Here is a 20,274-nt window from a genome sequence, read left to right on the forward strand (position 1 = left end):
GACGGAAAAGACCATGAAAAAAATCACGGCAGCCAGCCCCGACGCCCAGTCCGCCGACCTGGTGGCGGCAAATATCGAACAGCTCAAGGCGCTGTTTCCTGAGCTGATCACCGAGGGCGCGGGCGGCGTGGCCGTGAATGTGGACGTGCTCAAGGCGCTGGTGGGTGATGCCAGCGTGACCGACGCCGATGAGAAGTACGGCCTCAACTGGCACGGCAAGCGTCGTGCCCGCCAACTGGCGCTCACGCCCAGCACCGGCACCCTGCGCCCCTGCCCGGAAGACAGCGTGGATTGGGACACCACCCAGAACCTGATGATCGAGGGCGACAACCTCGAAGTGCTCAAGCTGCTGCAAAAAAGCTATGCCGGCAAGGTCAAGCTGATCTATATCGACCCGCCCTACAACACCGGCAAGGATTTTGTGTACCCGGACAATTTTCAGGACAACATCAAAAACTATCTGGAATTGACCGGGCAGGTGGACGGCGGGCAGAAAATCAGCAGTAATACCGAAGCCAGCGGGCGGTTTCATACCGACTGGCTGAATATGATGTATCCACGCTTGAAGGTGGCGAAAGCCATGCTTCATCCGGCGGGAGCAGTCATGGTGTCCTGTGACGACAATGAATTGTCTCGACTCCTGATTGTGATGGATGAGCTGTTTGGCGAAGAAAATTTCGTTGCTCAAGTAATTTGGCAGCGATCAAAGAAAGGAGACGCCAAACTCATCGCAGCTGTGCACGAGTACATCGTCTGCTATGTACGTGACAAGTCGGCAGTTCTTGAGCAAGGCGTGTGGCGGCGACCGAAGGAAGGGGCAGATGAGGTGCTGGCGAAGTACGCAGAGCTAAAAATTGCGCTGAACTCAGATCATCAGGCAATCAGAACCGCCCTGATGGAGTGGTATCGTCAACTGCCAGATGGCGATCCACGAAAGTCGCACAAGCATTACAACTGGTCCGATGATCGGGGCTTGTACTTTGCGGCTGACTTCGCTGGCCCGGATGATGGACGTGAATCACGCCCCCGACACGACATATTGCATCCGACAACGGGTCTGCCGTGCAAAAAACCATCCACTGGTTGGCGATGGGACGAAGAGAAGACGAACTGGGCATTGACCCAAGTGCCTCCACGCATTCACTTCGGGCCAGACGAAACCACGATTCCGACTCGTAAAAGCTATCTTTTTGAGATTGATAGCGAGCCGTTCTCGTCCGTTTTCTATCGGGATGGCCGCTCGGCAACGCTCGAAGTAGAAGATCTCGTTGGCAAAGGATGGTTCCAGTTCCCAAAAAACACCGATGTACTGGCTGAGCTGATCGAGTTGACTACGAATGCCGACGACATTGTTCTTGATTTCTTCGCCGGTTCGGGTAGCACAGGCCATGCGGTTTACAAGGTGAACGCGGCTCATGGATCAAAGCGGCGATTTGTACTGGTCCAGTTGCCAGAACCAACAGGTAAAGATCAGTTCAAAACCATCGCGGACATTACCCGGAAGCGGTTGCGGGAGGCCAGTGCCAAGATCGGAAAGGCTGGTGATCTTGAGGCTGGCGACACCGGCTTCCGCGTCTTCAAGCTCGATACTTCCAATATCCGCGCCTGGAACCCGAAGCCGGATGATCTAGAAGCCACACTGTTCGACCATCAGGATCATCTGCTCGAAGGTCGCAGCGAGGCTGATGTGCTTTACGAACTGCTGCTCAAGCTCGGGCTCGACCTGTGCGTACCCATCGAAAAGCGCAGCATCGAAGGGCTTGATGTGCATGCCGTGGGCGGCGGCGTGCTGCTGGCTTGCCTGGCCGAAAAGATCACCCGTGAGCAGGTGGAGCCACTCGCCCAAGGCATCATCACCTGGCACAAGGAACTGGCACCCGCCGGTGACACCACCTGCGTGTTCCGCGACAGCGCCTTTGCCGACGACGTTGCCAAAACCAACCTCGCCGCGATTCTGGAGCAGCACGGCATCCAGAACGTGCGTAGCTTGTAAGGGAGGTTCGCCATGAAACTTCACTTCGAGCCGAACCTCGACTACCAGATGCAGGCCATCGAGGCCGTGTGCGATCTGTTCCGTGGTCAGGAGGTCTGCCGCACCGAATTTACGGTGACGATGAAGGTGCCGATGCCGGTGGGGCTGGACCTGCTTCCCGGAACCCAGCCTGAGCAAATGACGCTGGGCATGGCCGAGTCCGACCTTGGCGTTGGCAACCGCTTGACCCTGCTGGACGATGAACTGCTCAAGAACCTCGCGGACATCCAGTTGCGCGGTGGCCTGCCGCCTTCCGGCTCGCTGACTTCCGGCGACTTCACGGTGGAAATGGAGACCGGCACCGGTAAGACCTATGTATACCTGCGCTCGATCTTCGAGCTGAACAAGCGCTACGGTTTCAGCAAGTTCGTGATCGTGGTGCCCTCGGTGGCGATCAAGGAAGGCGTCTACAAGACCCTGCAAATCACCGAGGAACACTTCAAGGGGCTCTACGCGGGCGTGCCCTTCGATTACTTCCTGTACGACTCGGGCAAGCCCGGGCCGGTGCGCAATTTCGCCACTAGTTCCAACATCCAGATCATGGTGGTGACGGTGGGCGCCATCAACAAGAAGGATGTGAACAACCTCTACAAAGAGACCGAGAAGACGGGCGGCGAGAAGCCCATCGACCTGATCAAGGCCACCCGGCCGATCATCATCGTGGATGAACCGCAAAGTGTGGACGGCGGCCTTGAAGGACGCGGCAAGGAAGCGCTGGATGCCATGAACCCGCTCTGCACGCTGCGCTATTCCGCTACCCATGTGGACAAGCACCACATGGTGTTCCGCCTGGATGCCGTGGATGCTTATGAGCGCAAGCTGGTCAAGCAGATCGAGGTGGCGTCGGCCACGGTGGAGGATGCGCACAACAAGCCTTTCGTGCGCCTGGTGAAGGTGGAAAACAAGCGCGGCCGCATCAGCGCCAAGGTCGAGCTGGATAAACAGACCGCCACTGGCGTGCAAAGGACTGAGGTGACGGTCAGCGATGGCGACGACCTTCAGCAGAGCGCCGATGGCCGTGCGATCTACGCCGATTTTCGGGTGGGCGAGATCAATACGGCCAAGGGCGAAGCGTTCATGGAGCTGCGCTGCCCCGGCGGCGAAGTGTTTTTGCAGCCGGGTCAGGCCCACGGTGATGTGGATGCGCTGGCCGTGCAACGCGAGATGATCCGCCGCACGATCAAGGAGCATCTGGACAAGGAAAAGCACCTGCGTCCATTGGGGATCAAGGTGTTGAGCCTGTTCTTCATCGACGCGGTGGACAAGTACCGTCAGTACGATGCGGACGGCCAGCCGGTCAAGGGCGTGTATGCGCAGATGTTCGAGGAAGAATATCGCCGTGCCGCCAAGTTGCCGGCCTACCAGAGTTTGTTTGCCGAGATCGACCTGGAGTCCGCCGCCGAAGAAGTGCACAACGGCTATTTCTCCATCGACAAGAAGGGCGGCTGGCTTGATACCGCCGAGAACAATGCGGGTAACCGGGAGAATGCCGAACGCGCCTACAACCTGATCATGAAAGAGAAGGAGAAGCTGCTGTCCTTCAGCACGCCGCTGAAGTTCATCTTCTCCCACTCCGCCCTCAAGGAAGGCTGGGACAACCCCAACGTGTTCCAGATTTGCACCTTGCGCGACATCCAGACCGAGCGCGAGCGCCGCCAGACCATTGGTCGCGGCCTGCGCCTGTGCGTCAACCAGGATGGCGAGCGGGTACGGGGCTTCGAGGTCAACACCCTGACCGTGGTGGCCACGGAAAACTACGAACAGTTTGCCGAAAACCTGCAGAAGGAAATCGAGAAAGACACAGGCATCCGCTTTGGCATCGTGGAGCAGCACCAATTTGCCGCCATTGCCGTGACTGGCGCTGATGGGCACGCCGCACCGCTGGGCATCGAGCAATCAAAGGCACTGTGGGAGCACCTGAAAGCCGCCGGCCATATAGATGCCAAAGGCAAGGTGCAGGATTCACTGAAAACGGCGCTGAAGAACGGCACCTTGGAACTGCCGGACGAGTTTGATGCGCAAAAGGCCCAGATTGCTGAAGTGCTGCGCAAGGTGTCGGGCCGGCTCGATATCAAAAATGCCGATGAACGCAGGCAAGTGCCGCTGCGCAAGGGCAAGGATGGCAAGGCCGTTTATCTGAGTGACGAGTTCAAGGCACTGTGGGACCGCATCAAGCACCAAACAACGTACCGCGTGCAGTTCGATAACGCCAAGTTGGTGACGGATTGCATCGCAGCCTTGCAGAAGGCCCCGGTGATTGCCAAAGCACGACTGCAATGGCGCAAGGCCGACATCTCTATCGGCAAGGCGGGTGTCGCCGCGACGGAGAAAGCGGGCGCGGCGACCGTGGTGCTGGACGAGGCGGATATTGAGCTGCCGGATTTGCTGACCGACCTTCAGGATCGCACCCAGCTCACCCGGCGCACCATCGTCAGCATCCTGACGGGAAGCGGTCGCCTGAACGACTTCAAACGCAATCCGCAGCAGTTCATCGAATTGACTGCCGAAACCATCAACCGCTGCAAGCGCTTGGCCCTGGTCGATGGCATCAAGTACCAGAAGCTGGGTGACCAGCATGTCTATGCGCAGGAGCTGTTCGAGAAGGAAGAGCTCACCGGCTATCTCAAGAACATGCTGCTGGATACCCAGAAGTCGATCTACGAGCACGTGGTGTACGACTCGACCACTGAGCGGGATTTCGCCGATGGGCTGGAGAAGAACGACGCCATCAAGCTCTACGCCAAGTTGCCAGGCTGGTTCAAAGTGCCCACGCCGCTGGGCACCTACAACCCCGACTGGGCCGTGTTGGTGGAAGAAGACGGCACTCAGCACCTGTACTTTGTGGTGGAAACCAAAAGCAGCCTGTTCACCGACGACCTGCGCGACAAGGAAAGCGCCAAGATCGAATGCGGCAAGGCGCATTTCACGGCGCTGGGGGTTGGTGAGAACCCAGCCCGGTATGTGGTGGCGCGCTCGGTTGACGATCTTTTGACCGAGGCGGCAAAGGGGTAGGTCCTGCCGTCGCGACGGCACGATAAGTTTTCGTCATGCACACGAGCGGACACCGTAGCTTTGAATAAAGGAGTTTTTATATGAGCAATATCCCATTCGACCCGTCGAAATTCACGGCACCGAAAGCGAAGCCTCTACCAGTCGTGCTTCTTCTCGATGTCAGCGGCAGCATGAGCGGAGAGAAAATCCGCAATGTGAATGATGCCGTTCGCGATATGTTGGATACGTTCAGCGACACCGAGAACGGTGAAACTGAAATCCATGTTGCGATCATCACTTTCGGTTCTCAGGTAGCGCTGCATCAGCCGCTTGCCAGCGCCAGCGATATTCATTGGCAGGACCTTTCAGCTGGCGGCATGACTCCGCTTGGCACGGCATTGCAAATGGCCAAAGCGATGATCGAAGACAAAGATGTCATTCCTTCGCGTGCGTATCGTCCAACGGTCGTATTGGTCTCTGATGGTGGGCCTAATGATGCGTGGGAAAAACCTCTGAACGCGTTTATTAGCGACGGACGCTCTGCAAAATGTGACCGTTTGGCAATGGCGATAGGCGCTGATGCTGACGAGGCGGTACTTGGGAAATTTATCGAAGGCACCTCGAATCGCCTCTTCTACGCAGAGAACGCCAAGCAGCTACGTGACTTCTTCAAGTTTGTCACCATGTCGGTGACCATTCGCACGAAGTCACAGACGCCAAATAATGTACCTGAAGCGAGCACCATTGACATCCAGCCGGCCACAATCGAAGCACGCCAGGATAAACAGAACTCTGTGACACAAAGTTCTTCGACAGAAGATGGAGGGTATTGGTAATGGCACAAGCAATCGGCGATCCAGAAGAACTTGAGCGCTTCGCATATTCGTTACAACAATTTATTGATTCGCTCAACGATGCTGTCGGCAATCTTAACGGTGCCTTTGCTTCACTCGGAGACACCTGGCAAGACGAAAAGCGGGTGCGATTTGAGGAGGATTACAACGCGCTCGTTCAGCAGTTGCAACACTTCAACGACAACGCGTCTGAGCAGGTTCCATATCTGGCAGCGCTCGCGGCGCGGCTGCGGGATTATTTGCAAAGCTAAGGGCAGCGAGGTCGCAATGGCACAAGTTTCAATTGGGCAAGTGGAGAATTTGGAAGACCTCGTGCGCGATCTGCAGTCAGTGCGCGAGGCGCTAGAGGCCGCATGCCGCGAACAAATTGCTGTTGCGGAGCAGAAATGCGCAGAGGCTCGTGAAGAAGCGCAGAACAGCGCAAGCATGTTGGAAAGTGCCATCCAGCAGGAGCAAGCCGCCACGCAAAATGTTGACGGCGCTGAGCAAGCGCTCGATAGCAGTCAGAGCTCGCTTTCTTCCGCCGAGTCTGCGCTATCTGCTTGCCTTGCTCAGCCGCACGATGACGATGGACGTTGCCCGGACTGCTCCGGCGAGGACTCTGCCGTGGCTGAAGCAGAAGCCGCTGTTGAGCAGGCTCAGAGCATGCTGGAGCAAGCAAGAGCAGAGCTTGAGGTGGCGAAAGGAGATCGCATATCCATGGAGCAGCGCGTGGATCTTGCGAATCAGGCCGAGGCGATGGCGGAACATACCCTGGAGCAGACCCTACAAGCATGCAATGCGCACTTGGCAACTGTCGATCAGGCGATTGAAGCTGGCACTGCACGCTTGATATCCGCGCAACAAGCACTGGATGCTTATCTCGCGACAAACCCGTCCGCTGCGCAATTCCATGCTTGGTTGAAATGGGACCCTGCCAAAGATGGCCGCCCTGTGACTCCGGATATGTTGCGAGACCGCATGAACCTATCGTCAGAGCAGAGACGATTGCTTCAGGAATATCTTTACGACCGTGATCCAGCGTATCGCAAGCAGGTCGATAAATTTCGGAACCAATGGGTAGCCGCCAAGGGTGATGCAGAGCGAAACATCGTCGCACGTAAGGCACGGATACACCTGAGCGGTGAATTCGGGGAGCAGATAGTTCGGCACGCACTTGCGCCACTTGGCGGCCGGATCGAGACGCAAGGGCGAACCTTTGTGGGCGATAACGGACGCTACACAAAAACAGATTTGATAGTCACTGACTTGCGGGTTCCGGTCATTCTGGGACGTGGTGAGGGCATGGGGGCTCCTGTGGGAGGCTCGATGGCATTCGAAGTGAAATGCGGCAAGGCGGAATACCTCTATTCGCAGAAAGATCACATGATTTTTCAGGCCGAAGGGCACAAGCAAGCAGACGCGCAATGCACTCTTTGCTCACGAGACATCCACGATTTGCCAGAAGAAAAACAGAAAGAACTGCGCGATGCCCTGCGCGAAGCTGGCTCACCGATGGTGGGAATGTTGCCAAGGAAAAATGAAATAGATCAGTCCTGTCTTGATTTCATCCGCCAAAACGAGGAGGAGCAACCATGAAAATACGTTTCGCAATTATTAGCCATGACCTTCTCGCGCAAGTTCGAGCTGAGGTTGATGTTCTCCTGCGTGCAGTCAATGTCGGAAATATGGACGGTGTGGATGCGTCCACCGCACGCCTCTTGGAGCTGACAGTTAATTGCAGATCGATTGAGTTGTCCGAGCAAGAGTGGCGCGCATTTCTAAGCGAACTCAGGGCCAAGAGCCCGGAGTTCGAATCGAGCTACCTTTTGCCTGGGACTATTTGCGCACCCCTGTTTCCCAAAGTCTCGGTAGCTGACCACTATGTTCTCGAACTTCCAATCGATGGTGATATGGAAGAGGAGGAAGCTGATGTTTGATGAGGCTTTTGGAATGGCTGCGATGTGTGCTGGAAAATTTCGCGAGGGAGTGCGTGATACGTTCGGCGCGTCCATTGTTGCCGATGTACTTGATCCGATTCTCAAGGAAGTCGATTCACTCTGCATTTTCAATGCTGCTTTTCAGCAACAATCGCTCGCCATTGATCGAACTTTGAATGACGTTCGCGAGCTTCAATTCAAAGACAGCGGGTGGAATCAATGAGTGGAAGCGCAAAGGATTTTCAGAGCATCATTTCCAAGCTACACAAGGCAGTTGCGGACTATCAAGAAGGTTGTGCGCGCATCGACCGCGAATTCGATACCACCAAAAAAGCATTAAGCGAAGACCAGGAACGCAATCGAAACATAAGGAGGTCGAATTGGCAGGCAGGTTTTTCCAAAGAGTGGGAAAGAAATGCAACTGCTATAGCGAACGCAAGCTCGCAGCTCAGACAACAACAACCTGCCTTCGTGGATTTTTGTGTAGATAAGCCATTGATGGCATCAGAAATTCCAGCAGGTCTTGTGCTTGGCACGGAGCAAGTCTCTTTTGAGAAGCTATCTTGTCAGGCCCCTAAATTCATCTCATTCCCCTTATCCAGTGCTCTTGTTTTTTCACAAGGCGATGCAGAGCAGAAACGCCTCGTGCATTGTCTCTTGTTACGGTTGCTGCAGGCTTTGCCAGTAGGTCAAGTAGAGTTGACACTGATTGACCCCCTGCAGCAGGGGCAATCGGTCGAGCCGTTCCGGCCATTGCTGAAGGTAGAGCAATTGGTGCCGCAAGGTCATGTTCTTACTCGTTCGGATGAAATCGAAGCTGCGCTCGGAAAGCTGACGGACGAAATTGAGGAGTTGATCCAGCAGCGGTTCAATGACAAGGCATCCAACTGGTCGGAATACAACGCGATCAACCCCGGCAATTCATTACCTTACAAGGTGGTGGTGCTTTTTGATGTGCCAGAGCAGATGTCGGAAAAATCTCTCTGGTTTCTTGGCCGCATTTTTGAAAACGGTCCACGCTGCGGCGTGCTGCCCATCGTTGCAATTGATGAGCAGCGCATGGAAGACCGGCGATATGAAAAGCTCAACGCCACGCTGAAAAACTCAACCATGCAACTGAATGATCTGTTGCAACGCGCTGGGGCTGGCGAGCTGTCATTCACATACCAGCCGGAGCAATGGCCGCGACAGGATGTGCTGGATGGCTTTCTCGCAAAGCTCGTTGAAGATTGTGCTGCTAAGACGCGCTTCAAGAAAACGATGCCTGATCTCTGGACGAGCTTCGGCAAGGGTGAGACGACTCTTGCTGGCTTTGATATTCCCATCGGCTGGACGACCACAGGCGACTTCGCTCCCCTGAGACTGGGCGCGACGGACTCCGAGCATCATGTACTGCTTGCGGGGAAGACAGGCTCGGGAAAATCCAATCTGCTCCATGTTTTGATTCACACGTTATGCGAGAAATACCCGACCGAGGAGCTTGATCTTTATCTACTGGATTACAAGGAATCGACTGAGTTCAATATTTACGCAACTCCCCCAGTCCCACAAGCCCGCCTTGTCGCTACGGAAAGTGACCCTGAATATGGCGTCACTGTATTAAGGCATCTTGTGGATGAACTGGAAACGCGTGCACGCATATTCAAGTCAAAAAATGTCAACGATTTCAGCGAATACCGAAAATCAAGCGGGATACGGTTGCCACGCGTCCTGCTAGTCATAGATGAGTTCCAAATTCTGTTCTCAGAAAGTCGCCAGGTGGCAGAAGCTGCTGAGCAGTTGCTGTCGAAGCTCTTGAAACAGGGGCGCTCGTTCGGTATTCACATCCTCCTGGCTACTCAGACTTTGAAAGGCATCAACGCACAGTCAATCGGAAGCATCATCACCCAGTTGGGATGCCGTATTGCACTGGCTTGTGGGCAGGAAGACTCCGCAATGATCCTCGGGGGCGGGAATTGGGCAGCCGCAGAGCTGCGCAGCCCACCTGAAGGCATCATCAACAATGCTAATGGTGCCAAATCCGGCAATGTGAAGTTCATGATTCCATTCGCCGGAGAAAGTGAGCATCGACGTGATTTGTTGACGAAGTTGATAGCGCGTACATCTCTTTCTGGGGTGGCTGAAAAAACCAAAATCTTCAGCGGTGCATTCCTTCCGCAGATACCGTCTCCCTTTGAATATCAGACAGCTTGTGCGCATGAAGAAGCTCTTCTTTTGGGCGAAAACCTCGCATTCGATTCAAAACCGTTGACGGTATCACTTACTCGTCGATCCGCGTTCAATGTTCTATTCAGCGGCTACAATGACCACATTCACGATGGACTCCTGTCCGCTACGCTTTTTAGTCTGACTTTCGTCGATGGCTTTGATGAAATCGTGTACTTCAACGCGCGCGGGATCCCCCCAGGAGGAGGATTCTCAGCCGCAGCGCAGATGCTCGGTGCACGCCTCAAGATATTCGACGATATATCCGAGCTACCACTTCAAGCGATATCAGACGATATTGGGAATCGCCGCGTAGCATTGATTATCGATGGCCTGGATTCCGAGAAAGTACTACAGCCAGCCCCAGCGTTTAGATCGCCCAAGCCTGGCGAACCACCTACCCCGGCTGACTTGTTAAAGCGTCTCGCCGAGGACGGCCCAAGAAAGGGGACGTTTGTATTTATTTTTGTTGACCGTTGGCAGCGCTGTGCCAGTGCCTGCAAAGACCTTTTCTCCTTTTTCGAATTGCGCGTGGCGTACTGCATGAATGAAGACGATGCCGGATCGCTTGTGAGTGGCGGTGTTGGTAAGTTCAAAGGTATTGAAAAACCGAGCCGAGCTGTATTCGTAAACAAAATGACGAATGACATCACATGGTTCCGGCCATATGTTCAGGAAAGCACTCAATGAAGAGATTTCTGCTCACGTGGTATGGAATCACCGATTTTCGCGCGTCTCTGGGGTTTGAGAATACCGACGGCCCTATTGCGAGCGCCCTTGCGGGCGCGTCCTACTCGGACATCATTATCCTGGGTTACACCCGGACGGATAATGATGCCAGCGAATTGATCGAGGCACAGAAGACGTTCACGCTTGAATTGGCGTCAATACGAAGCATGGGGCAAGAGAAAGACTGGAAGCTTACTAATCAGTTTGTCTCCAGGTTCGCCAATACCTCTGTCGCACATGAACATTTTGAAGCCTGGCTGAAAAAGAAAGCCGCCGCCCTGGGCTGCAACGCAAGGATCCGTTTAAATAGCGAGAAACTTTACCAGCTCAACGACACCGAAGGTATTTACGCTAGCGCAATGCGGGCGCTGGATGGGGTTGAACAGGAGCCAGGTGAAAAGCTCGTCACGCTCTATCTCAGCCCAGGAACTCCGGTGATGGCCTTTGTCTGGGCGCTCGCGGCGCTGAGCTACCCTGAGCTCAAAAAAAGACTCATAGCATCGTCCATCATTGGCAAAGCACCTGAAGTCATAGCGTTGCCTGCTGAGTGGCTTGAGCGACACAGCTCAAAACAGGCTGCGATCCGAGGCATCTCCAACGGGTTCGATGTGACATTCCATCTTTTTGGTGAGCAACGGATGCCTGCCTTGTTGAGCATCCGGCAATTTGAGTCGGCGCATCACATTTTTGTCAACTCAAAAGACTTCCCTGCTGCATGTATGCAAACCTTTATTGGCTCTCGGGACCTGCATGAACTTACCGTTGACCCCTGGGATGATCGCGCTGTTCACGAACAAATCACCGAGCTGGCAAAGCAATTTCCAGAAAAAACACGAATTGGAATCAATTTAACTGGCGGCACAAAATTGATGTTTGCTGGCGCGCTCTCTGCTGCACGTGAACTGGGCGCTGTTCCGTTTTATTTTGACAGCAAGAATCGTCGCGTCATATTCATTGACAGTGTTCGGCGCGAAAAAATCAGGCAGATTGATTCAATCGAGACATTTTTGCACCTGAATAGCGATGGTTTGGAGATTGCAGGCAGTTCCTTCATGAAGGATATATCGCCAAGTCGCCAACTTCTGACCGAGACCCTTTGGCTGCATCGTGACAAGGTGCGTAGATTTTATAGAGAACTGACCGACTATAACAATGCATTCAGGCCATTCGAGATTTGTCGTGACGGCTTCAATTTCAAGCTGGATGACATGGAGGCAGTATCCGTCCAGGGCTACGGATTAGATCTGAGATTTGAGAAATGGCCTGATTTCGCCAAATACCTATCTGGCGGCTGGTTCGAGGAGTTTGTTTATTTGCAGTGCAAACCCTACGAGGATGCTGGAGTCATTCAAGACTTGCGCATCAATGTCAAGCTGAACTTGAATTTAGAAGAGTCAAAAGGCTATTCGAGCTTCGGTGTTGAATACAACGAGCTGGACATCACATTCACCGACGGTTATTCGCTTTATATCGTGGAATGCAAGGCGGGCAATGTAACGCAAGAGCAGATTATGAAGCTGCAGAACCTTGTGCGCTTCTACGGAGGAATTGAAGGTCGCGGTATCGTTGCCTGCTGTGTTCTCCCAAATACTGAGTCGGTCAAGAAAAAAATAAAAGATGCCAGGCTGATGCTTTGGAGTGGTGCATCATTTTCTGAGCAGATAACGGCAATGATGAACAGCATCACTGAGCGGGCTGAAGCGAGTGAGGCAACGCCATGATGCTCCATTTGGTTTGCGACATCTCCGGCAGCATGAGTGAAGGAGGCAAGCCCTTCATCCTGCGAACCTTGGCCACGACCGTGGCGCAATGGGTGCGGCATGGGTATGGACAGGCGGAAATCCGCCTTTGTGCTTGGAGCAGCGAGGCACGCAGCATCCCGAACTGGAGCGTCACGGACGATCTCCCGGTGGAAATGCTGGTTTGCCATGGAAGCACCAATGGCGAGGCGCTGGTTCAACTGTTGGGTAGCGAGCCGGATGGAAAGGTTCTGATTCTCACGGATGGATTCTGGACAAGAGACGGCGTGAAGACTCTGAGCCGCTGGCAGGAAGGCCTACCGCCGGATACGCTGCGCGTCATCCAAATCGGCGCGGATGCCAACCCGCATCTTTCCAAGGGGCTCAAAGGCGCAAAGGTGTTTGCCGCAGAAGAAGTGCTCGCCGTACTCGATAACTGGCTGCAGGCGGATGAGGAATGGGCATGACGCTTTGGAAAAGTTTTGGGGCAAGCGTTCGCGGCCCGAGCCATATCGCCGAAGGTTTGCCAAATCAGGATGCATGGGCGAAGTTTCACCATGTTTGGGGTGATGGCATCGTCGTGTCCGACGGGGTTGGCTCCAAGCCCTTCTCCAGCTTCGGCAGCCATGCTGCCTGTCTCGCCGTCGAGTTCGCAGCCCGGGCTTGTTGCACCAGTGGTGAAATCGAACACAACGCGCTGTTTAGCAACATCCAAGCTAACTGGCTGAGGCTTGTCGCTCCGCTGGAACCTCGCGATTGCGCGGCCACCTGTCTTTTCGCACTACGCCTGGATGGCGTAATCCACCTAGGGATGCTTGGCGACGGACTTGCCGCTATTGCCAAGTCCGATGGATCAGTCGTTTCGCTGTCGGAAAACAAGACACAAGGCTTCTCCAATATCACCATTGCGCTGTCCTCCAAGGTCTCCGCCAAAGACTGGCAGTATTTGTCGCTGCCGGGGGAGCAGTGCATCGCAGTATTGCTCTGCACTGATGGGGTGGCTGACGATTTGGATAACGCTGACGGGTTTGTGAGCAGTTTCGCCGAAACGCATCGAACCCTCGCGCCGGTAAGTGCCAACCGGCGCATCCACGAGATGCTCGAAAACTGGCCCACGCCCAAGCACAGCGACGATAAAACCCTCGCCTGCCTGTGCAGTGAGGAGGTTGCAGATGAGTAACGCCGAACACCAGGCTCTGAAGCCACTTGTGGATGAATACGACAATGTTCATCAGATGGCCGATGAGCTTGCGCGCGGTGGACAAGGCGTGGTCTATCGCACCAAGGATGCGGATTTGGCCGTCAAGCAGCCGCTGGACGCAGCCGGCCAGCCGGACAAAAACGCCAATCTGCGCGAGCGCTTCCAGCACGTCCGCCTGTTGCCCATACCACGGCGCATCCCCGTTTCCCTGCCACTCGCCATCCTGCGCGACGAGCCGGGCTATGTGATGCGTCTGTTGAGCGGCATGAAGCCCTTCGCCAGTTTCGATTTGGACGGCAGAAGCAAAAAGAAGCTGGAAGATCAAAGCCAAGCCTTGCCCCAATGGCTGACGAAGATTCCTGACAAGGACCTGGCGCTGCGACTGCTGCATTACGCACAAACTGGCTCCACCCGCCGCCGTTCGCTCGCGCTTGCCAAGTGCGCTGCCATCCTCGCCCGCCTGCACAGCGCGGGACTGGTCTATGGCGACATTTCCACCAACAACGCTTTCATTGGCGAAGACGACACCACCGATGTCTGGCTCATAGATGCCGACAATATGCGCCTGGAGTTACCCAGCGGCGACGTGTCCGTCTATACGCCGGGCTACGGTGCACCGGAGGTAGTGCTGGGCCGTGACCAATCCCGCCCGCGAACCGACTGCTGGGCTTTCGCTGTGATGACATTCAAGCTACTGGCGCTTTGCCACCCTTTCATTGGCAAGAAAGTACTGGAGCCCGAAGATGAAGAAGACGGCTGGGATGCCGACCCTGCGCCCAATGGCACTGCCACCGATCTGAACGAACAGGCATTCGCTGGTTTCTTGCCTTTCGTGGATGACGAAGATGACGATTCCAACGAAGGAGTTGGAGGCCTGCCCCGAGTATTAGTCGCAACAGAAGGATTACGCCGCCTGTTTCAGGAAACTTTCGGTGCAGGACGTGAACTGCCGCACCGCCGCCCGACAATGGCGTTCTGGATATTGGAGCTTGCGAGGGCGGCGGATCAGTCGCTGGATTGCCTCGAATGTGGCATGAGCCATTTCGCCGATGAATACGCGCAATGCCCGTATTGTGGCGCGGCGCGCCCGGCTTTCATTCGCGTCAAAACGCCACGTTGGGAAATCCTGATTCCTGGTGGTGCCACGGAGTTCAGATTGCCGCAGCGGCTTTTTCACCCGTTTTCATTCGAGTATTTCGATAACACAGCATACGAAGCCATGCTGAACTTCGCGGCCAAAACCGCAGTCCCCGTGCGGGGCACGCTGCCTTTCCCGGACAACCTCACCTTTGAGTTCGTGGAGGCCTGCAAATGAAGTTTCAGGACATTCCTGTCAACATCATAACTGTCCGCATCAAGCGGTCTGACAATGTCGAAGCCCTGCAAGAGCAGCCAGTATTCTCGGTAGAGGCCAGCCTATCCCGCGCAGATGAATTTGAAATCCGCCTGAGAGACGCGGTTGTTTTCGTTCGCCCCGTCGCGGCTGTTGACATCCGCCGCCTCAACGCTGAACTTGCCAGTGGGCGTTCCCTGCTTGCACAACTTGAAAACCCTGCCGCCGATGGCAGCATCGAGCTGAAGATCGGTTTTTTCACCGGCGTCTGCCTGGAAATGGGCGATGTTGAAATCGGTGTGGATGAGTATGTGCAAGAAAAGATGCGGACGAAGGGCGAGGCACTTTACAAGAGGCTGGGCGAACTTTGCTGCTTCCAACTGGGAAACGACGCATTTTTCTTCCTGACTGCTGGCCCGGCGATTGATGAAGAACTGAAACCTGTCGGCGAGGACACGCCACGCGATGCAGCTGCGGAGCCGACCCGAATAAACGCTTTCTGTGTTACTGGCGAAGGTATCCGCTTCATTGCCACCGAAAAAGCAATGCCAGGCGGCCAAACCATCTACATCGCCACACGCATAACCAGGACCAAAAAAGAACCCGACCGCGCCCTGCGCCTCGCCAAAGGCCGGCTGCGTTTTGCCGATTGGACACAAGCAGGGCAAGTGCAAACTCTTGCCAAAGCGCAAATGCGCGCTCTTACCCAAGACGACAACAGCTACCTGAAAAAGTGGGATGAATTTGGTGACATGGAGGGCGAATTGCTGCTCAAGCAAGCGCGCGAAGTGGGGGCTTTACAATTCACAGAGATGGCTCAGGAGCGGGATGGAACCGTCACGGTTCGCATTTCACAGGCACTTGACTCTGCATTGAAAGCGCTGGGGAACGGTGCCGTACCTGAAGTCGAGTTGGTGGATGAACTGCCGGACTATTTGAAAGATGAACGCTTGAGCTTCAAGGATTTTGCAAGTGGAATTGAGCAAGCGGAGAAGATCAAGCAGGGCGACGGAAATCGCGAGCAACGTGAAGGAAAGACCTACCTTGATGTCGTCGGGTTTGACCAGGAAACCCGTGTACTTACGCTCAAAATCGAGGCTCTGCCCAAGGAATCCGGCACGCTCATCCTGTCGCTGGCCGGTGAAACCACCCAGATCAAACGGCGTATGGCGGCCCGTCAAGCCATTCTGGAAGGCCGTTCCGCCAATCCACAGCTTGGGCTATTGATTGAGGAACAGGGGCAAATCACACAAGTCCGCCCGCCGCAAAAAGTCCAGTCACTCACCGCATTCGTTCGCAACAAGGTCTTTCGCAATCCGCCAACCGTCATGCAGGAAAGGGCTATTGAGGTTGCGCTGAATACGCCAGATCTCGCGCTTATTCAGGGGCCGCCGGGAACGGGAAAAACCACCGTCATCGCCGCCATTCTGGAGCGGCTGAACGAGATGGCCGACAAGCGCGGCGCGAACATCAAAGGCCAAGTGCTGCTGACCGGCTTTCAGCACGATGCGGTGGAAAACATGATCGAGCGGCTCTCGCTCAACAGCCTGCCCGTGCCGAAATTCGGCAAACGGTCTGGCGCGACGGAAGACGATCTCAGCACCTTCGAGCGCAATCTTGAAGCCTGGTGCAGCTCGCTTGCCACCGAACTGCGCGAGCGCAATCCCCAGATTGCGGAAGCCGAGCAGGAGCGGGAAATAAAAAACCTGTGCCTGCAATATGTCCAAGCCCCGTCACGCGCGCTCGCCGCCAACCTTGCTGGGAAAATCACAGCGCTCGGCAGTGTAATTCTTGGCGAAGACGGCGCTCGGCGGTCGGCGAATTTGGCGAAAAAGCTCGCGCACGAGGAAAACCTCAACGATGGCTCCACCCAATGGCTTGATGCAGCGCGCCGTCTGCGTGTTCGCCATGAAAGCTTTTCTGACGACGGGCCAGAAAGGGCGATGGACGCACTGGATGACCTGCGTGATGTGCTTGAAGAAGACGAACGCAAACTGCTGGACAAAGCCAGTCTGTGGCGCAATGAAGATGGCCCAGCGCCATTTTTGGACAACCTGGTCGCGTTGAAAAAGAGGCTCTTCGCCCGGTTCACCGCTCCACCGATTTTTCGCGTGGAAAAGCAGAACGACGCAGTGCTTGCATTGGCAGAATTCGCCATACAACGCATCAAAAACGCCGAGTATTCGGCTAAGGATAAAAAATCTGCTGCGCTGGCCGAGTTTCTGGCCGAACTGGAAGGCAACCCCTATGGCATGGTAGATGCCCTGTCCGAATACAGTTTTGCCTTTGCCGCCACCAGCCAACAGAGCGTCAATCGTGATATGCAAAAGCGCAAAGGGCTTGTCGGGCGCGACGTCAATGAAAACCAGAAAGGCATGGAATACGAATATGTCATCGTGGATGAAGCCGCTCGCGTTTCACCCCGCGACCTGATGGTTCCGATGGCGCAAGGCAAGCGCATCATTCTGGTGGGCGACCATCGGCAGTTGCCGCATATCATTGATGAGGAGGTAGCACGCCAAATGGAGGCTGGCGAGGCAGCATCGGCCGACGAACCGGCACAGAATGAAACTGACTGGCTCAAGAAATCCATGTTCCAGTATCTGTTCGCCACCCGCTTGAAAACGCTGGAAGACGGCGACGGTATCTCCCGCCGTGTCACGCTCGACAAGCAGTATCGGATGCACCCACTGCTCGGCAGCTTTATCAGCCGCAATTTTTATGAACGCTTCGATCCGACGGAACAATTCGGCTCTGGACGGCCTGAAAGCGATTTCGCCCACAACCTGCCCGGCATAAACGGTAAACCTGCTGTGTGGCTGGACGTGCCAGCGGCGAAAGGCAGACACCAGCGCAGCGGAACCAGTTGGACGCGCCCGGCAGAGGCCACCGTTATTGCCCGCCAATTGCAGGCGTGGATGAGTTCAGATGCAGGCAAAGACCTCTCGTTCGGCGTGATTTCGTTCTACAAGGCGCAGGCCGAACTCATCAAGAGACAACTCGGCAGCATCGCGGACGACGAGAGAAAACTCCGCGTCGGCACGGTGGACTCATTCCAGGGCATGGAGTTCGATGTCGTCTTCCTCTCAATGGTGCGAACCTTGCCGCATAACTGGAAATCCAAGAGCGATGACCGTGAAAAGCAGGCCACAGGGTTGTTCGGACACCTTTGCCTTTACAACCGCCTGAATGTCTCGATGAGTCGTCAGAAGAAGCTACTGGTGGTCGTTGGCGATACGGGTTTGCTGCAAAGTGAACTCGCGGCGGACTTTGTGCCGGGACTGGTGGATTTCCTTCGACTATGCCGCGAGCAAGGAGTGGTGCTGCCATGCTGAAGCTCCTTGATTACGGTAAACCTGCCCCCTTCGGAGGGATCATCGGCAGGCCTCGCCACCTCGCGTGGCCGGTGAACGTATACCGCGTGACCTTGCCCAGAGTTCTTGACGATGGCGATGGCTTGAACGCATTTGAACGCGTCATCCTGAAACTGCTTGAAACTGTCGGCTTGATGAACGCCGATGCGCTGGCGGATGAAACCCGCATTCCAGTCGATTTGGTCAAGAGCGTTCTGCTCCGTTTGCAAGACAAGGACTTGATTGACGACCACCATGCCATCATTGAGCGGGAGCGCGAAGAAGAATGTGCCCCGGCATTCGTTACCGCGCTTTTGTTCCGCGAACTCGCCACTGGAAAAATTCTGCCCTTCCTGCATTGGCTGGACGACAGAAACCCCATGCGGAAAAAGGAAAACGAGGACAAAGACTTCCGGATAATCCGCTGGGATGGTGTCCAAAGAAAAGCGATACCCGCGCCGCGTGATGTAATCAGAACTTTGCGCGCAATGAAAAAGCGCTCGTCTGCGTTCGGCAAGGACACCAAGATGCCCGTAGTCCAGCAGATCACGATAGTCGCCGAGCCCGACCTGCTTCACCTTGACTGCCCTATCGCCATCCAGAAAAGCGATGGCGAATTCCGCATCGCCGACCCATTCGGCAACGGTTTTTCCTTGATTCTCGAAAAATCGTTCGAACAGTTGCTTGAGCAGGAGGAAAGCCTGACCACGTGGCTGCATGGTTGGAAGCAGTCATTGAGCACTCCTCGTCCAGAAAAGCAGGATGCCACGGTCAAAGAGCCGTTCGACAACGATGCCAACCGGCAACGCTACCCGAAGCTCGTCGCCAATTTGCGCCCCTTGCGGAATAGCCCGTTCCGCTCCATCGCCCAAATCCATGCCGCAATCGAATGGGCGCTGTTCTATACCTGCTGCCGCAGACCGGTTGATTCCGTTATTGCAAGGCTGAAATTCACTACGCAAGACCAACACGCAGCCCTGCTTGAGCAGGCCGCGAAAGCCCTCGGTCTTGAGCAGCCGCCGATTGGCTTCAGGCCGATTCGGGAAGGTAAGCTGCGGGAATTTGAGGACGGCGGCGCGTTCCAAGAGACGGTTCTTGCCATAGCTTTGCTTCAAGCGCAAGACGACGCTTTGCATCCCTTGCGCCGTGTTGCGGCCGCGTATTCAGACCTCATCACTCGCCTGTTCGCTATCAACGCCAAACGCAACGAGAAGGGCCACGGCAAGGGCGGCGCAGACGCACCGCAGCAGGCACTAACTGACGATTCGTTCATGCGCGAAGTCGTTCATGCGCTTGTGCCAGGCATCGTGTTTACCGACACGCCTCCTACCGCGCCAGACAAGGACGAGCAGGGTGATGCACTGCTGGATGCCCGCACTAGCATTCAGGAGGAGTTCGGCCACCAGTTGTTCAACCGCCTGGGCGCAAACTTGCAAGACCGGCTGGTTCACGCGGAACGTTTTTTCCAGTCTTGCCATGACGGGGATGACGCTTTGGCCTATGTCCGCGACCTTTATGCCGCAATCCAGTCATCATTTGAGAGAGCTTTGACAGGCAGGCTGCCGTCCGATACCAGTGACGCGCAGCTCAAAGACACGGCTGAACGCAAGGCTGTTGAGGCTGGTTTCTGCGAAGGCTTGTCGGAGAGCCTGCGAACCGTCAAAACATCGGCTGTGCGCCAGGCATTGCAAGGCGGCAGCCAAACGCTCGGGGCTTGCGTTCTTGCATGGCTGCTGGTGAGCGATGCTGATGAACTTGCCGCAATTCATGACACGCAGCCGTCCTTGATCGGCGATATGGCAAACCTTATCGCTCGGCGTGGGCATGGCAACGAGCCGCTGCCATTGCCCAAAGAGAACATCGCACAGCTTCGCAAAGCTGCTTTCACAACTATCAGAACACTTATGGAATCTTGAAA

Annotated in this window: 14 protein-coding genes; all 14 read left to right on the forward strand. The window is 55.3% G+C overall.

What is annotated here, in order from left to right:
• The first annotated feature begins 13 nt into the window (after positions 1 to 13).
• The 14 genes from JMV15_RS02885 to JMV15_RS02950 all read left to right on the forward strand — a co-directional run bounded on the left by JMV15_RS02885 (position 14) and on the right by JMV15_RS02950 (position 20,272).
• Entirely contained in the window at positions 14 to 1,993 is a 1,980-nt protein-coding gene (locus JMV15_RS02885) for a site-specific DNA-methyltransferase (RefSeq protein ID WP_201491259.1), read from the forward strand.
• Positions 1,994 to 2,005: 12 nt separating this feature from the next.
• Positions 2,006 to 5,044, forward strand: coding sequence for a type III restriction-modification system endonuclease (locus tag JMV15_RS02890; RefSeq protein ID WP_153425797.1), 3,039 nt, complete (start codon positions 2,006 to 2,008; stop codon positions 5,042 to 5,044).
• 80 nt (positions 5,045 to 5,124) lie between these two features.
• The gene (locus JMV15_RS02895) at positions 5,125 to 5,859 is read left to right on the forward strand and encodes a vWA domain-containing protein (RefSeq protein ID WP_012206007.1); all 735 of its coding nucleotides are present in this window, start codon (positions 5,125 to 5,127) and stop codon (positions 5,857 to 5,859) included.
• Complete coding sequence (locus tag JMV15_RS02900; protein WP_038404450.1) at positions 5,859 to 6,128, forward strand: WXG100 family type VII secretion target; 270 nt, start codon at positions 5,859 to 5,861, stop codon at positions 6,126 to 6,128. The genes JMV15_RS02895 and JMV15_RS02900 overlap by 1 nt, the downstream gene beginning before the upstream one ends.
• Before the next feature lie 16 nt (positions 6,129 to 6,144).
• Positions 6,145 to 7,455, forward strand: a complete 1,311-nt coding sequence (locus tag JMV15_RS02905; protein ID WP_012206005.1) for a hypothetical protein — start codon at positions 6,145 to 6,147, stop codon at positions 7,453 to 7,455.
• Entirely contained in the window at positions 7,452 to 7,796 is a 345-nt protein-coding gene (locus tag JMV15_RS02910; protein WP_033940875.1) for a hypothetical protein, read from the forward strand. The genes JMV15_RS02905 and JMV15_RS02910 overlap by 4 nt, the downstream gene beginning before the upstream one ends.
• Entirely contained in the window at positions 7,789 to 8,019 is a 231-nt protein-coding gene (locus JMV15_RS02915; RefSeq protein WP_031757235.1) for a hypothetical protein, read from the forward strand. Before JMV15_RS02910 ends, JMV15_RS02915 begins: the two co-directional genes overlap by 8 nt.
• The gene (locus tag JMV15_RS02920; protein WP_008268248.1) at positions 8,016 to 10,691 is read left to right on the forward strand and encodes an FtsK/SpoIIIE domain-containing protein; all 2,676 of its coding nucleotides are present in this window, start codon (positions 8,016 to 8,018) and stop codon (positions 10,689 to 10,691) included. The genes JMV15_RS02915 and JMV15_RS02920 overlap by 4 nt, the downstream gene beginning before the upstream one ends.
• Complete coding sequence (locus tag JMV15_RS02925; protein WP_023124775.1) at positions 10,688 to 12,451, forward strand: Card1-like endonuclease domain-containing protein; 1,764 nt, start codon at positions 10,688 to 10,690, stop codon at positions 12,449 to 12,451. The genes JMV15_RS02920 and JMV15_RS02925 overlap by 4 nt, the downstream gene beginning before the upstream one ends.
• A complete protein-coding gene (locus tag JMV15_RS02930; RefSeq protein ID WP_023124774.1) occupies positions 12,448 to 12,936 on the forward strand; it encodes a hypothetical protein in 489 nt (162 codons plus the stop codon). The genes JMV15_RS02925 and JMV15_RS02930 overlap by 4 nt, the downstream gene beginning before the upstream one ends.
• On the forward strand, positions 12,933 to 13,649 hold the full coding sequence (locus tag JMV15_RS02935; protein ID WP_023124773.1) for a PP2C family serine/threonine-protein phosphatase: 717 nt from the start codon (positions 12,933 to 12,935) through the stop codon (positions 13,647 to 13,649). Before JMV15_RS02930 ends, JMV15_RS02935 begins: the two co-directional genes overlap by 4 nt.
• The gene (locus JMV15_RS02940) at positions 13,642 to 14,985 is read left to right on the forward strand and encodes a protein kinase domain-containing protein (protein ID WP_201491260.1); all 1,344 of its coding nucleotides are present in this window, start codon (positions 13,642 to 13,644) and stop codon (positions 14,983 to 14,985) included. The genes JMV15_RS02935 and JMV15_RS02940 overlap by 8 nt, the downstream gene beginning before the upstream one ends.
• Entirely contained in the window at positions 14,982 to 18,338 is a 3,357-nt protein-coding gene (locus tag JMV15_RS02945) for a DEAD/DEAH box helicase (protein WP_008266894.1), read from the forward strand. The genes JMV15_RS02940 and JMV15_RS02945 overlap by 4 nt, the downstream gene beginning before the upstream one ends.
• Positions 18,332 to 20,272, forward strand: coding sequence for a hypothetical protein (locus JMV15_RS02950; protein ID WP_023124772.1), 1,941 nt, complete (start codon positions 18,332 to 18,334; stop codon positions 20,270 to 20,272). The genes JMV15_RS02945 and JMV15_RS02950 overlap by 7 nt, the downstream gene beginning before the upstream one ends.
• Positions 20,273 to 20,274: the final 2 nt, after the last annotated feature.

The organism is Pseudomonas paracarnis (assembly GCF_904063055.1).
In the GTDB taxonomy this organism is placed as follows: Bacteria; Pseudomonadota; Gammaproteobacteria; order Pseudomonadales; family Pseudomonadaceae; genus Aquipseudomonas; species Aquipseudomonas paracarnis.

Excerpts from the sequence above, each read along its gene's own strand:
- JMV15_RS02885 (WP_201491259.1), top strand. The coding sequence starts at position 14 with ATGAAAAAAATCACGGCAGCCAGCCCCGACGCCCAGTCCGCCGACCTG.
- JMV15_RS02890 (WP_153425797.1), top strand. The coding sequence starts at position 2,006 with ATGAAACTTCACTTCGAGCCGAACCTCGACTACCAGATGCAGGCCATC.
- JMV15_RS02895 (WP_012206007.1), top strand. The coding sequence starts at position 5,125 with ATGAGCAATATCCCATTCGACCCGTCGAAATTCACGGCACCGAAAGCG.
- JMV15_RS02900 (WP_038404450.1), top strand. The coding sequence starts at position 5,859 with ATGGCACAAGCAATCGGCGATCCAGAAGAACTTGAGCGCTTCGCATAT.
- JMV15_RS02905 (WP_012206005.1), top strand. The coding sequence starts at position 6,145 with ATGGCACAAGTTTCAATTGGGCAAGTGGAGAATTTGGAAGACCTCGTG.
- JMV15_RS02910 (WP_033940875.1), top strand. The coding sequence starts at position 7,452 with ATGAAAATACGTTTCGCAATTATTAGCCATGACCTTCTCGCGCAAGTT.
- JMV15_RS02915 (WP_031757235.1), top strand. The coding sequence starts at position 7,789 with ATGTTTGATGAGGCTTTTGGAATGGCTGCGATGTGTGCTGGAAAATTT.
- JMV15_RS02920 (WP_008268248.1), top strand. The coding sequence starts at position 8,016 with ATGAGTGGAAGCGCAAAGGATTTTCAGAGCATCATTTCCAAGCTACAC.
- JMV15_RS02925 (WP_023124775.1), top strand. The coding sequence starts at position 10,688 with ATGAAGAGATTTCTGCTCACGTGGTATGGAATCACCGATTTTCGCGCG.
- JMV15_RS02930 (WP_023124774.1), top strand. The coding sequence starts at position 12,448 with ATGATGCTCCATTTGGTTTGCGACATCTCCGGCAGCATGAGTGAAGGA.
- JMV15_RS02935 (WP_023124773.1), top strand. The coding sequence starts at position 12,933 with ATGACGCTTTGGAAAAGTTTTGGGGCAAGCGTTCGCGGCCCGAGCCAT.
- JMV15_RS02940 (WP_201491260.1), top strand. The coding sequence starts at position 13,642 with ATGAGTAACGCCGAACACCAGGCTCTGAAGCCACTTGTGGATGAATAC.
- JMV15_RS02945 (WP_008266894.1), top strand. The coding sequence starts at position 14,982 with ATGAAGTTTCAGGACATTCCTGTCAACATCATAACTGTCCGCATCAAG.
- JMV15_RS02950 (WP_023124772.1), top strand. The coding sequence starts at position 18,332 with ATGCTGAAGCTCCTTGATTACGGTAAACCTGCCCCCTTCGGAGGGATC.